This is a genomic window from Magnetococcus sp. PR-3 (assembly GCF_036689865.1).
Lineage (GTDB): Bacteria > Pseudomonadota > Magnetococcia > Magnetococcales > Magnetococcaceae > Magnetococcus.
In genome coordinates this window covers 66,321-80,070 of sequence record NZ_JBAHUQ010000032.1, presented here as the reverse complement: position 1 = coordinate 80,070, position 13,750 = coordinate 66,321, and the positions used below count along the sequence as shown (strand labels likewise).

Annotated in this window: 10 protein-coding genes; 5 read left to right on the top strand and 5 right to left on the bottom strand. The window is 48.4% G+C overall.

Annotation, left to right across the window (positions count from 1 at the left end):
* Positions 1–139 precede the first annotated feature (139 nt).
* Both truA and V5T57_RS16370 read right to left on the bottom strand, forming a co-directional pair.
* Positions 140–910, bottom strand: coding sequence for a tRNA pseudouridine(38-40) synthase TruA (gene truA, locus V5T57_RS16375; RefSeq protein ID WP_332892329.1), 771 nt, complete (start codon positions 908–910; stop codon positions 140–142).
* A gap of 107 nt (positions 911–1,017) precedes the next feature.
* On the bottom strand, positions 1,018–1,662 hold the full coding sequence (locus V5T57_RS16370; protein WP_332892328.1) for an RnfH family protein: 645 nt from the start codon (positions 1,660–1,662) through the stop codon (positions 1,018–1,020).
* A gap of 275 nt (positions 1,663–1,937) precedes the next feature.
* Here V5T57_RS16370 and V5T57_RS16365 point away from each other — a divergent pair, with 275 nt between their 5' ends.
* Positions 1,938–2,711 carry a ParA family protein gene (locus V5T57_RS16365; RefSeq protein ID WP_332892327.1) on the top strand — a complete coding sequence of 258 codons (774 nt, stop codon included), beginning with the start codon at positions 1,938–1,940 and terminating at the stop codon, positions 2,709–2,711.
* Between the two features lie 83 nt (positions 2,712–2,794).
* On the opposite strand, the gene cysM is transcribed toward V5T57_RS16365, so the two are convergent.
* Complete coding sequence (gene cysM, locus V5T57_RS16360; RefSeq protein ID WP_332892326.1) at positions 2,795–3,685, bottom strand: cysteine synthase CysM; 891 nt, start codon at positions 3,683–3,685, stop codon at positions 2,795–2,797.
* A gap of 86 nt (positions 3,686–3,771) precedes the next feature.
* Between cysM and V5T57_RS16355 the strand changes: the two genes are divergently transcribed.
* The 4 genes from V5T57_RS16355 (at position 3,772) to V5T57_RS16340 (ending at position 9,425) form a co-directional block, all read left to right on the top strand.
* Positions 3,772–4,413, top strand: coding sequence for an ABC transporter ATP-binding protein (locus tag V5T57_RS16355; protein WP_332892324.1), 642 nt, complete (start codon positions 3,772–3,774; stop codon positions 4,411–4,413).
* Positions 4,410–5,213 (top strand): ABC transporter permease, encoded by an 804-nt coding sequence (locus tag V5T57_RS16350; RefSeq protein ID WP_332892322.1) that lies wholly within the window; start codon positions 4,410–4,412, stop codon positions 5,211–5,213. The genes V5T57_RS16355 and V5T57_RS16350 overlap by 4 nt, the downstream gene beginning before the upstream one ends.
* Before the next feature lie 223 nt (positions 5,214–5,436).
* A complete protein-coding gene (gene lexA, locus V5T57_RS16345) occupies positions 5,437–6,165 on the top strand; it encodes a transcriptional repressor LexA (protein WP_332892321.1) in 729 nt (242 codons plus the stop codon).
* A gap of 1,994 nt (positions 6,166–8,159) precedes the next feature.
* Positions 8,160–9,425: a Y-family DNA polymerase gene (locus tag V5T57_RS16340; RefSeq protein WP_332892320.1), complete on the top strand. Its 1,266-nt coding sequence runs from the start codon at positions 8,160–8,162 to the stop codon at positions 9,423–9,425.
* 300 nt (positions 9,426–9,725) lie between these two features.
* On the opposite strand, the gene V5T57_RS16335 is transcribed toward V5T57_RS16340, so the two are convergent.
* Positions 9,726–11,525, bottom strand: a complete 1,800-nt coding sequence (locus tag V5T57_RS16335; RefSeq protein ID WP_332892319.1) for a biotin/lipoyl-containing protein — start codon at positions 11,523–11,525, stop codon at positions 9,726–9,728.
* Between the two features lie 712 nt (positions 11,526–12,237).
* Entirely contained in the window at positions 12,238–13,749 is a 1,512-nt protein-coding gene (locus V5T57_RS16330) for a 4Fe-4S binding protein (protein ID WP_332892318.1), read from the bottom strand.
* Between the last annotated feature and the right edge of the window lies 1 nt (position 13,750).

Below are 13,750 nucleotides of genomic sequence, written 5' to 3'. Positions count from 1 at the left end.
CTGCCCAGACCCGTTTAAGGGGCAGCAGAGCTCCCCTTAAAAATCCCCCAACCCTTTTCGAAAATAGAGATGGCAAACCTCCTTCTATAAAACTCAGAAATAAAAACAAAAAATCCATCATGCATACGGAAAAGATAAACTAACTTACTTCAATCTTTGGCGTCACCTTAGGACACTCCCCACCATCCCCCGGATAACAAACTTTCGTTAAATATAACCCCCATGCCGGTGCCGTTGGACCCGCCAATACCCGATCCCTCTTGGCTAAAATCTCCGCCATACGCTCCGGTGGCCACTCCCCTTTACCAACCAGAACTAATGTTCCCACTAAATTACGGACCATATGCTGCAAAAAAGCATTGGCTCCAATGGCAACCTGCCACTCATCCCCTACCCGATTCCACTCAATCAAACGCATGAGCTTGATCGCCGTCTTAGCTTGACAACTGGCTGCCCGAAAAGTCGTAAAATCATGCTGACCCAACAAAAAAGCACTACCTTGTGCCAATAAATCACCATCCAACTCATGAGGAAAATGCCAAACCCGACTTCGATTTAATGCCGAAGGAACGCTCCTCGTATCAATACGATACAAATATTGCCGATAATACGCGTCATATCGTGAATGAAATGACGCATCCACCGCCTGACAATCCAAAACCGATATGCTGTGCGGTGTTCGCACATTTAAAATACGTTGATACGTCGCCGCATCCCGGTGCCCCGGTGCATCAAAATGGGCAATCTGACCCGTGGCATGAACACCCGCATCCGTTCGCCCCGAACCATGAACCCGAATCATCTCATCATGCAACGGCGCTAACGCCTGCTCCAAAGCCTGCTGAACTGATGGTGCGTTATTTTGAAACTGCCAACCACTAAACACACTTCCATCAAATTCCACTGTCATGCGAAACCGCTGTAACCCCTCAACACTCAACCGACTACCCTCTTACCAATAGAAAACGGCCCCCCAAAATGGAGAGCCGTTCACAATTTAGCATAAGCCAGGAAAGATTACTCCCCCGACTCCTCAGCTGCTTTCTTAGCGGCATCCTTGGCTTTTTTAGCCGCAGCTGCCTTAGCCTTGATCGCTGCAATCTTAGCCGCCTTGGCATCTTCAGCTGAAACCTCAGCCGGGGCCGCTTCTTCAGCCGGGGCCGCCTCACCCGCAGCAGCAGCTGCCTTGGCTTTTTTAGCCGCAGCAGCCTTAGCCTTGATCGCCGCAATTTTAGCTGCTTTAGTATCAGCTGCAGCATCACCACCTTCCGCAGAAGCCTCACCACCAGCTTCTTTGGCTTTTTTGGCAGCTGCCACTTTAGCCTTGATCGCCGCTATCTTTGCAGCTTTATCATCAGCTGCACCATCTGCTGAAGCCGCTACCGGTTTTTTAGGGGCAGCTTTCTTAGCCGGGCGTTCTTTCTTTTTAGGCTTACCCTTGGCTGGGCGGTAGATTTCTACCCGATCCCCATCCAATAAAACCTGATCTTTTTCCACAATCTTGGCATAAATACCCAGCTTGTGCTCATCCAGGTTAATCTCTGGGAATTTATTCATAATGCCAGAGCGCTCTACAGCCTGCTCTACTGTCGTTCCTTCAGGAACCTCAAATTCCATCAGTAGCTGGCGCTTAGGTTGGGCATAGGTCACCGCAACACGCATGGTCGACTCCTCACAAAATTCACCACTCACTCTTTGCTCACACAGCCCCCATCAAGGGGTACTGTTCAGGCATTATCGTAGCATCATCATGCCCGAATGGCAGTGGTTCCGCTGTTCGATAGGTGGGATAACTCTGAAAAACACCCACAATAAACCGCATGCATCATAACCACTCTCTAATACGCTTTCAACGGTTCTCTCATTGACTGTGCCCGAAGAGATAGCGAAAATAGCCTCACTCTATGCCATTGGCCATCAGGAAGGTCTGCGTCAAAATGCCCGTTTACGCTGTTTATAACATTAAAGGAGGGGTAGGAAAAACCACCAGTACGGTGAATATATCCTATCTTTCAGCACGCCAAGGTGACTCTACCCTGATCTGGGATCTGGATCCCCAAGCGGGCACCAGCTTTTATCTCTGCGTCAAACCCAAGGTTAAAGGGGGAAGTCGCGGCCTACTGGAGCGTCGCCATGACCTTGATCTGCTGCTACGCATGACCGGGTACCCTAACCTGGACCTGTTGCCGGCGGATCTTTCCTACCGTCATTTTGACACTTTACTCAGTGAACAACGCAAACCCCTAGAGGGTATTAAGCGTATATTAAAACCACTACGAAAAGAGTATGACAATATCTTTTTGGACTGCCCTCCAGGTCTAACACTACTCTCTGAAAGTATTTTTGAGGTTGCTGATGTACTATTGGTCCCCCTGATCCCCACCACCTTATCTCTGCGGGCCTACAACCGCCTTGTGAGGTTTTTGGGAAAACAGAACCAGAAAAAAATGCTGCTGCTGCCTTTTTTCAATATGGTTAACCTGAATAAACCCATTCATAAAGTCGTTAGCCAAACGGTCCCCAGCAAACATCCGCTGTTTTGCCGTAACTTTATTGAAGAGTCCAACCTTATTGAGGCGATGGGCGTTAAACGGGCACCGGTGACCAGCTTTGCTAAAGGAACACCAGATTCCAACCGCTATGAAGAGCTGTGGATTGAAACGCAAAAACGCTATAAAAACCATAAAAAATGGTTAGGAAAAAAAGGCTAAGCTCAAAAAATAGCCTTAAAAAAAGGGGGCGTATCCAAGTGATACACCCCCTTTTTTTTGACTTGCTGATTTGGACGTAAAAGTTACACAAAAAGATCTGTAGATAGGTAACGGTCACCCCGGTCAGGAATAATCACGACAACCGTACCGGGCTTATCCAACCCTTGGCACACCTTAAGCGCGGCTGCGACAGCACCACCAGCAGACAGACCACAGAACAACCCTTCATCCTTAGCCAGACGACGGGTCATTTCACGTGACTCTTCGGTATTAACATCCAAAACGGTATCGACACGAGAAGCATCAAAGATTTTGGGTAGGTAAGCTTCTGGCCAACGACGGATCCCAGCAATTTGTGACCCTTCATCCGGCTGTACGCCGATAATTTGGATCTCACCATTACGCTCTTTTAAAGCTCGAGAGACCCCCATAATGGTCCCTGTGGTTCCCATCGCACTCACAAAATGGGTGATCTGACCGTTGGTATCATCCCAGATCTCTGGCCCTGTTGTGCGGTAGTGTGCTCTCCAGTTATCATCATTGGAAAACTGATCAAACTTAATCCCTTCACCATTGGCCACTTTTTCATTAACCAGATCAATGGCACCCTCCATACCCTGCTCTGCCGTAACCAACAGAAAATCAGCACCATAAGCCGCCATGGTGGCACGGCGCTCGACCGTCATCGTCTCTGGCATAACCAAAGTCAACTTATAACCACGACGGGCTGCCATCATGGCGAGGGCAATACCTGTATTACCACTGGTTGCCTCAAAAACATGGGTATCTGCGTTTAGCTCACCACGTTGCTCAGCACCAATAAACATACCATAAGCAGCACGGTCCTTAACCGAACCGCCAGGATTGTTCCCCTCAACCTTGGCTAGCAGTTTAACGCCTTCTGCACACCCCTCAACCAAACGGTTAAGATCGACAAGTGGGGTGTTTCCAATCAATGATTCCAAGGCTGCCATGGTGTAAGCTCTCCAAATTGGCGTGATTTATTTATTCATGCGCTATTGTACAGCAAAACAGAGATGAAAGAAAAGAAATGTCGCTAATGAACCCCACAAATTTCTTGGGGAAAAAGGGTGAACAAGGCTTGCGTGTTGATGGTTTTACGCTACCTGACGGTCACACACTGAATCTGCATTTACCAGCTGGGGGATGTGGGGCTGTGATGGGGCCATCAGGTAGTGGAAAATCTCTATTACTTAGAGCCATCTGTGACCTTGATCCCCACACGACTCAAATTTCCTGGAAAGGCGTTGCGCAAAGAGATCTACCCGCACCACAATGGCGTAGTCGTGTCGCCTACTTACCCGCAGAAAGTGCATGGTGGCATGATACCGTTGGTGCGCATTTTCAAGACCCAGAAGCTGCCAAACCTTTATTGGAATCCTTACATTTAGAGCCTGCCTGCTTGACGTGGTCTATACACCGGACCTCTAGTGGAGAACGGCAACGTATGGCTATTGCACGGCTATTAGCCCGGCAACCAGAGGTACTTTTGCTGGATGAACCAACAGCCAATCTGGATGCTACCCGAGCGCAGTTGGTTGAAAAAGTTTTAACAGGTTTTCAAGCCAGCCATAACACCACACTTTTATGGATTACCCACGATCAAGCACAAGCGCTACGGGTTGCGGACCAAAGGATTGAGCTGGTACCGGGGGAAGGTTTTCGGGAGTTAGAGCCATGAGTGGCGTGTTGGTTACACCGTTGGAGTTGGGGCTGGCTGCCCTTTTGGTCTTGGCCATGGCAGGGTCTAGTGTGGCCCTGCAACTGAATATTGGCCGACGTATTATTATTGCAGCCATACGTACTGCTATTCAATTGACCTTATTGGGGTTGGTGCTAAAGACACTGTTTGCCCAAACCCACTGGGGTTGGGTTGCGGTTATGGGCATGGTCATGCTGCTTGCGGCAGGGCGTGAAGCCACACAGCGTCAGTCTCGCCGGTTTAGTGGTTGGTGGAGCTTTGGTATTGGCTTATCGGCCATGTTTGTCTCTTCATTTGTCATTACGCTCTTGGTGTTATGGACCGTGGTAACACCCACACCCTGGTATACGCCGCAGTATGCTATTCCACTTCTGGGCATTACTCTGGGAAATACGTTAAATGGTATTGCCCTGGGGTTAGACCGCTTAACTCAAGGAGCATGGCAGAACCGTCTGATGATTGAGACCCGCTTGGCATCCGGAGAGCCTTGGCCAGAGGCGCTGCTTGAAATTAAACGAGAGGCGGTACGTACAGGTACCATCCCTATGCTTAACGCGATGGCTGCGGCAGGTATTGTTAGTTTACCAGGCATGATGACCGGACAAATTTTGGCGGGAGCTGATCCTGTACAGGCGGTTAACTATCAAATTCTCATTATGTTTATGGTTAGTGCTGGTTCAGGCTTTGGAACCATGTTAGCCGTACATATGGGAGCTAAGCGTTTGTTTGATGAGCGCCACCGGCTACGCTTGGACCGCCTGGGCCCTGGAAATGCTTAGCCATGCTGGCTCCACCACTTCACTTTAGACATAACCAGGGTGCCATGGAACGACAGCAAGCATACCATCTTATTTTACATAGCCTTAGGTCACCATTAAAAACATATCCTCCCCCAGGGTGAGATGACTGACCGTACAGGCTATATCACAACTTTTGCTTGACCAAAAAGGCGATACCTAATAAATATTAGGTATCGCCTTTTTTTTCTTCGGAGATATTGAGATGTCTCGACAGCCGTTAAGCCCAGGACAGCAGCGTGTATGGGAGGCTCTTTATGCCTTCATTACCACCCATGGTTTGCCACCAACGGTGATGGAGTTATCTAATCAGTTAGGTATTAAGGGGCCGAGTGTACATGAGCATTTACGGGCTTTAATTCGCAAAGCGTGGGTAAGGCGCACACCAAACAAGGCACGGACGTTGGAGTTATTAGATGAGAGGGGTGAGGTATTGCACATTGTCAGGGAGGACAAAAGAATGGGGGTAGATGAGATGAGATTAGCGGCGGAGGGTGCTCCTAGGGTTGCGCATTTATTTAGCCCGGTGGAGCAAACAGAGTTTCCAATTCCATTAGCGGGATCACGGGTTGCGGCGGGTTTTCCGTCTCCTGCGGATGATTTTGTAGAGGCTCAGCTGGATTTAAATCAGCATTTGGTCAAACACCCTGCGGCCACTTTTTTTGTGAGGGTTTCGGGAGACTCTATGATTGATGCGGGGATTCATCCTGGAGATATCTTGGTTGTGGACCGGGCTTTGGAAGCTGAGAGCGGTCAAATTGTCATTGCGGTTTTGGATGGGGAGTTAACGGTAAAGCGGTTAGAAAAGCGATCGAACAAGCTTTTTTTAATGCCGGAGAATCGTGCTTATCCCCCTATTGAGGTGACAGAAGAGGCTGATTTGGTGATTTGGGGTGTGGTAACCAGCACGGTTCATCAGTTTGGGAACTCATAGCCTATGTTCCCAGCTCGCTTTACCTCCCTCGGAGCAAACGATTAAAAGGGATTGGGGGGTCCGGGGGGAAGCTCTGCTTGCACCCCGGCGGGTTTGGGCAGCGCCCAACGGGGTTTGGGGCAGGCCCCAAGGTTTAGTCTTTAAGCCTCGCATCCAATAGATGGTAGGAATGACAAAGGTAGGTTGTTAAAGAGGATTCAAGGGATGAGATGCGAGGCATTGGTAGCGATGTCGCATAGCGACGGGCGGTTAGCGCCTACAAGCCGAGAAAGATGCGTCTTCAGCTAGATCAAACTCGTCGTAGATGTTCCCAGCTCGCTTTACCTCCCTCGGAGCAAACTATTAAAAGGGATTGGGGGGGCCGGGGGGAAGCTCTGCTTGNATTAAAAGGGATTGGGGGGGCCGGGGGGAAGCTCTGCTTGCACCCCGGCGGGTTTGGGCAGCGCCCAACGGGGTTTGGGGCAGGCCCCAAGGTTTAGTCTTTAGGCCTCGCATCAAAGAGATGGTAGGAACGAGAGAGAAAGATCGTTAAAGAGGATTCAAGGGATGAGATGCGAGGCATTGGTAGCGATGTCGCGTAGCGACGGGCGGTTAACGCCTACAAGCCGAGAAAGATGCGCCTTCAGCTAGATCAAACTCGTCTTAGATGTTCCCAGCTCGCTTTACCCCTCCTCGGAGCAAACAATTAAAAGGGATTGGGGGGTCCGGGGGGAAGCTCTGCTTGCACCCCGGCGGGTTTGGGCAGCGCCCAACGGGGTTTGGGGCAGGCCCCAAGATTTAGTCTTTAAGCCTCGCATCCAATAGATGGTAGGAATGACAAAGGTAGGTTGTTAAAGAGGGTTGAAGGGATGAGATGCGAGGCATTGGTAGCGATGTCGCATAGCGACGGGCGGTTAGCGCCTGCAAGCCGAGCAAGATTCGCCTTCAGCTAGATCGAACTCGTCGTAGATGTTCCCAGCTCGCTTTACCTCCCTCGGAGCAAACGATTAAAAGGGATTGGGGGGGCCGGGGGGAAGCTCTGCTTGCACCCCGGCGGGTTTGGGCAGCGCCCAACGGGGTTTGGGGCAGGCCCCAAGGTTTAGTCTTTAAGCCTCGCATCAAAGAGACGGTAGGAACGAGAGGAAAGGATCGTTAAAGAGGGTTTAAGGATGAGATGCGAGGCATTGGTAGCGATGTCGCATAGCGACGGGCGGTTAGCCCCTTTAGGGGGATGAAATGAACGCCCAAAAGGTCCGATGTGATTATACAGGGAAGATCAAACACAGGGGTTACTTACTCGGATACCAATCCATCACGTTTTATACCTTAAAAACAAAATACCGTTTATTTACTGGCAGATATAAAAAAACCGGTGAGTGCTGAGAGTTACAACCGCCCGTCGCTACGCGACATCGCTACCAAAGCCTCACATCACACCCCCTTTAAAACAGGGTAAAATATCAACTTTTATCCACCCTTTACCCTTTTTGATGTGAGGCTTGAAATTAAAAGATACTGGGCTCCGCCCAGACCCGTTTAAGGGGCAGCAGAGCTCCCCTTAAAAATCCCCAACCCTTTTCAAAAATTTTATCTTCTTCGCGCATTGTCAGGCTTGAAATTAAAAGATACTGGGCTCCGCCCAGACCCGTTTAAGGGGCAGCAGAGCTCCCCTTAAAAATCCCCAACCCTTTTCGAAAGTTTTATCTTCTTCACTCATTATGAGGCTTGAAATTAAAAGATACCGGGCTCTGCCCAGACCCGTTTAAGGGGCAGCAGAGCTCCCCTTAAAAATCCCCAACCCTTTTCGAAAGTTTTATCTTCTTCGCGCATTGTGAGGCTTGAAATTAAAAGATACCGGGCTCCGCCCAGACCCGTTTAAGGGACAGCAGAGCTCCCCTTAAAAATCCCCAACCCTTTTCGAAAGTTTTATCTTCTTCGCTCATAAAGCAAGCTGGTACTGCAATCTCTAACAACGCCCCCTTCTGCTGATTATTTGAACTCCATGAGGCTTTTTCATGAGCTACGCCCTGGTTGATTGCAATAACTTTTATGCCTCCTGTGAACGACTCTTTCAGCCCAACCTGGAAGGAAAACCCATTATTGTTCTCTCTAACAACGATGGCTGCGCCGTAGCTCGCTCTAATGAGGCTAAAAAGTTGGGGGTGCCCATGGGAGCACCCCTACATAAAATTCAAGATATGATCACCCAACACAATATCCGCGTTTTTTCCTCCAACTACCCCCTCTATGGAGACCTTTCCGCCCGTGTTATGGCAACCCTTGAACAGTTGGCTCCCCGTGTAGAAATTTACTCCATTGATGAAGCTTTTCTTGACCTTAACGGTATGCATAGCCAACAACGGAAAAAACTAGGGGAAGATATACATAACCAAGTTAAACGCTGGACCGGTATTCCTGTTTCTGTAGGCATAGCCCCCACAAAAACCTTGGCCAAAGTAGCTAATCACTACGCTAAAAAATTTCCCACGTTCAATGGTGTTCTAGACCTAACCGACCCACAGCGGCGTAAAAAAGCGCTGCATAAACTCCCTGTTGATGAACTGTGGGGGGTTGGCCGACGCTGGAGTAAACGACTGAATCAATCCGGTATCTATACCGCCCACCAACTCAGCCACATGCCCCCTCCCCTGGTTCGTCAACAGTTCAATGTAGTCCTAGAACGCACCGTTCGGGAGCTTAATGGTGAACCCGTTATTGACTTTGAAGAACACCCCCCAACCCGGCAATCCATAGCAACCACCCGTACCTTTGGACAAAAAGTCACCCACCTTATGGATATAAAGGAAGCCGTATCGAGCTTTGCTGTACGAGCTGGAGAGAAATTACGTAAACATGGTCTGCTATGCGGTGCTTTGCAGGTTTTTATTTCCACCAATCGTTTTAGCGAACAAGATGAACAATATAAAAATAGCCTGACATTTGCTTTTCAACAGCCTGTTGAGGACACCCTCTCCCTGCTAGATGGTACCCATGCTGCTTTAGAGGCAATCTATAAACCCGGTTACCGCTACCAAAAAGCAGGGGTTATTTTATTAGGATTGGTCGATGAACAGAACTTTCAACCCTCACTGTTTGCCCCTCCTCCCCGTTTACCACATGGTCGGAAGTTAATGCAAACCCTAGATCGCGTTAATAAAGAGATGGGACGTGGCACCATACGTTTTGGGGCAGAAGGCCAAGCCAAACCTGTTTGGGGGATGCGCCAGCTTAGAAAATCGCCAGCCTATACAACAAAATGGACGGATTTACCCAAAGTATAAATCTGTTTAAATATAGCGCGGTTTGAGCCCTAAAAAAAAGGGGGATACAAACCTTAAAATAACCAGAGAAGTCTCTATTTCTAAGCGTTAGAACCTTACATACCATGAAGGTAGATCTTGTTACTTATACCGCTCCGGTCTAAACAAAAATGCCTGCCCTGATCTAAAAAAAGAATATCAATGCTCCACCTAAACAGACCATTTAATCAACCAGCTTGGCAGAAAATAGTGTTTAGAAAGAGCACCAGAAAAAATCTTGACCACCTATCAAAGAAGAGATCCGTACCGAGAGCGCTCTGTTTAATAAAGCCCTTTACGCATATAGACCGGTGGTGAATTAAAATTGGGTTGTTGCTGGGGCTGATTAGCCCAGGGAGCTTCTTGTACCATACGGTTGACATCATTCCATACGGAGGGCTCATCGTAAGCTTCTTCGGCCCTGCGTTCTGCTTCCCGATAGGCCCGTCGATCACGTTTATTCTGTTCAGCTTGTTCTCCAGCCTCCCGCTTAAACACCGCTTTTTGCAATGTAGAAATACGCATTTTTAAATTTTTCAACGTTCTTCTTTTATCATTGAAACGTTGATCACTTTTCTTAAAAAGCGCTAACACTTGATCTGAACATTGGCAGCTTGAAGGAACCCTCCAAACAATACGATGCCCTTCTTTTTCATCCCCTGATTTCCAACTCCCTTTTAGTTTGTTTACAATCAGTTCCTTGATAGCACCCAGATTATGTTCAGGTATTTTACTTATGCAATATACCCAGCTGTTATATTGATCAATTAAACGACCAACTTTTTCTATGGAAGCACGGGAAGATGGTATGGATGGTTTGGTACAGCTATCCGCAGGAAAGGTAAATTTTTGTATAAAACCCTTCGCTTTTTCAGCATCCGTGGGCTTTGGTCGGGGCCGGGTAACCACCTGTACAGCAGGCTTGGGGATTGCCTTGCTGGTGGTTGTGCCATTTGTACCCACAACCTTGTTATAACGTGCCTTCACTTCAGCTGAATAAAGTACGGCGCTGGCTAGCCACCCTGATCCATAGTTACTTTCAATACGGGAAAGGCCCTGGTTGGTTAATTGAACAATATGTACGGTCTGGTGTTCACCCGCTTTAATGCCGTGCTTCTGCCAAAAAGCCAAATCCATAATTTGGCAACGCAACCGATCCGCTTGCTGCAGAAGTTTTGTGGCCTCAGCCACTTGTTTTTGACGGGGGTTGCGGAGCTTACTTTCATATTCGCGAATAATCTTACGTAGTATCTCAGCTTTGGCCATAGAGGGGCAAAGCACCCCATGGACATAACGTCGGTCACCCGGTTTATTTTCCCGGTGGGCCACCAAAAGTTTACCATCATGGGGCTTTATGCCCTCTACAGGGGTGTAGTCCAAGACATGCTCTTCAAACCCCGTCATTTTTAATGTCCACTGCACAAGGTCCCTCTCCCACGTACCAACCGTGCTCGATGCCATGCCAAGGCCCAAGGCAACGCCCATCATGACAACCGCGATAAGACTGGCACCAAGATAATCTGACTGTGGAGAGAGAGGTGTCTTTTCAAGAAGTATGTGAAACAGGATCAAAAGACCCCCGGTTAACAACAATTCAGGCGTTTGTCCAAACCCCCAGGGCTCTTCACCCAACCACACCAAAACAAAACCAGCCCAGAAAAACGGCAAAATCAGCAACAACCAGAACCCAACTTTACTGAGGTAAAGACGGACCCCGGTTAATGAATTAGCATGTAATGGTTCCGATAAATCCTGATCTGCTGTATCAGATGATGCAAGGACTGTCTCTGAGCTAGAGATTTGCTGTAAGGCAGCCTCTTCATCCAGCTCATCCTCCTCCTGGTCTTCTGAAAAAAATATCAGAGCCTGACCTAGCTCTAATTCATCCCCTATATCGACGCAGATCTCTTCAATAACCCCTTTGTGTTGGGAACGGATTTCACCCACCCCATTCGCGGTTTCCACCACAACCACAACCTCACCGACAGCTATATTTGTCTGGCCATGGATAGGAATATAAACCACACGTGCAGGTAGATGGTCAGGGTTACTGCTATAGTTCAGAGAGAGCGTTACGGACATAAGTGCGAAGTTCCATTCATAAAAAAACCAGGTGAAAGAGGGTCTCCCCCTTTTAACCTCATCAGATCAATCGATCATTCTTATCTTTATATAAAAATCTGGCCTGTAAGGTGTGTCAACATGCCGAGGCATTTTTTATGTCATCAACTGAAGCCTCTGGGTGCCTCTTTTTTTAAAAAATCACATGCAAGCTCCCACGAGCAAGCCGTGTCACGACCTCTTCCAGCATAGGGTTGCTCTGCACACCCATCTGTTCAAGCATGCGTAGCAACAGATCCAAGCATGCGCTTAACTCAGATTAAGACATGCTTAAGTCAAACATTTCTCTGGTTTAAACCCACAACGCATTTGCATACATCATACCCTGCAACAACTTTTCAAGACGAATAAAATTCGATTGGAGCAAAAAAGGTATGAACACACATCAAGGAGAGACCACACGATTGGGCAGCGTCAAAAGCCATAGCTCCCCCACCGTTTAAACAGCCAGGATATGCTTTTTATGACCCCATGTTGATGGGGTTAGACACCTGTAAAACCATCCATACAGACGATGGAACAACATGGAGAGAGAGACAAGATAAGGAGCTTAATCGCGTTTGTGTTTACGACCATCCACAATAATACCTCTACTCAAAAAACAGATGCCGTAAGAAAACCTCTTAGAACCGAGCCAAGATCAGAGATAGGCATTCATTAACAAGAGAACATTTCAGCTCTTTTTTAATAGCATTTTATTGGTTTTTGAACGGCTTTCCCCAACAGATGTTACGCGGATTGCGCGCAGATCATCCACAGGGCATTGGTTCTCACAGATCCCACAGCCGATACACAGATCTGGTTCAACATAGGGTTGTTTCAACGGGACAGATTTTCCATGGCGGTCTTGAACATGAATTTTTTTAAACCAAATGGCTTTGGGTGAGGTCGGACAAACCTCTTCACAGACAATACAAGGGGTCTGCATAGCCCAAGGCAGGCAACGCCCCCGATCAAAAAAGGCCGTACCCAGTTTAGTGGGGTGTTCAAAGGGTTTGGCCCCCACTTTTTCTGCCACACTAATGGGACGGATCGCCGCTGTTGGGCAAACTTGACCACACAGGACACAATGGTGCTCACAATACCCTATTTGATTGTTCAGAACGGGGGTCCAAATACCTTCAAAGCCCCCCTCCAACAGTGCAGGTTGTAAAACATTGGTCGGGCAAACCCGCATGCACGCTTCACACTTGATACAACGGGCTAAAAAATCCTCTTCTAACAAAGAACCAGGGGGACGAATAACCTTTTCATGAGAGAGCGTGCGTCCTGAAGCACTACGTTGAATCATCGGAACCATAACAACAGTCGCTACCGCTGTTTCCACCACCCGGCGGCGGCTGATATCCAGTGGTTGGTGGGCTGAACTCTTTGCTTCAGGCAAGCCAAAGTGCAGAGAACCTTCAGGACACGCCTCAATACAGTTCATACAGGCATGACACTCACTGATCCTTAGTTCACCTTGGGGATCACACGCGCCCTGACAGTGCCACTGACACTTATTACACCCGGTACAGGTCTCTAGATTACGATGGATGCGATAGGGAGCCCGCAGCGCCAACAACCCAAGCAATGCCCCCAAAGGACAGAGAACACGGCACCAAAAACGGGGGATAAACCGGTTGGCCAGTATAATCCCAACAAAAAGCCCACCGATGAAAACCGCGCCCTGGAAGAGAGGAGTATTGGTGTAGGGGCCTAAACCAGTCATATGATGCCAAGCAGGGAGCACAGCCGTGGTAAAGGAACGTACCATCAATGCGACAGGATCCATCCAGCCAATTTGTAGCATGCCAAAAGCAGCGGCAATCAACATCACCAGCAAGATAAGATATTTTAAACGAAAGATGGTGCGGTAAGCATTGAGCTTTGTGGCATCCACCCCTCGTCGTTTAGAAAAAAGCCAACCGGTGAATTGGTTTAGAATACCAAGAGGACAGATCCAGGAGCAGAAAAAACGCCCATAGTAAAGGGTAGCCACAACCAGTATGAGAGCCACCGACAACCCACCATAGAGGGTGCCACTGGTCAAAACTGTCGCAAGGGCTGTTAAAGGATCGATAGAGAGCAGCAGGTCGCTGGCATACCCTTTAAGATGCTTAAAATCACTGATCCACAGTAGCCATAGGAACAGGCCAAAGAAAAAAACCGCATAGATACGACGTATGCTGCGCAGTCCTAACACA

Coding starts and splice junctions, on each gene's coding strand:
- V5T57_RS16355 (WP_332892324.1), top strand. CDS start 3,772: ATGAACCCCACAAATTTCTTGGGGAAAAAGGGTGAACAAGGCTTGCGT.
- truA (WP_332892329.1), bottom strand. CDS start 910: ATGACAGTGGAATTTGATGGAAGTGTGTTTAGTGGTTGGCAGTTTCAA.
- V5T57_RS16340 (WP_332892320.1), top strand. CDS start 8,160: ATGAGCTACGCCCTGGTTGATTGCAATAACTTTTATGCCTCCTGTGAA.
- V5T57_RS16335 (WP_332892319.1), bottom strand. CDS start 11,525: ATGTCCGTAACGCTCTCTCTGAACTATAGCAGTAACCCTGACCATCTA.
- V5T57_RS16365 (WP_332892327.1), top strand. CDS start 1,938: ATGCCCGTTTACGCTGTTTATAACATTAAAGGAGGGGTAGGAAAAACC.
- V5T57_RS16350 (WP_332892322.1), top strand. CDS start 4,410: ATGAGTGGCGTGTTGGTTACACCGTTGGAGTTGGGGCTGGCTGCCCTT.
- cysM (WP_332892326.1), bottom strand. CDS start 3,685: ATGGCAGCCTTGGAATCATTGATTGGAAACACCCCACTTGTCGATCTT.
- V5T57_RS16370 (WP_332892328.1), bottom strand. CDS start 1,662: ATGCGTGTTGCGGTGACCTATGCCCAACCTAAGCGCCAGCTACTGATG.
- lexA (WP_332892321.1), top strand. CDS start 5,437: ATGTCTCGACAGCCGTTAAGCCCAGGACAGCAGCGTGTATGGGAGGCT.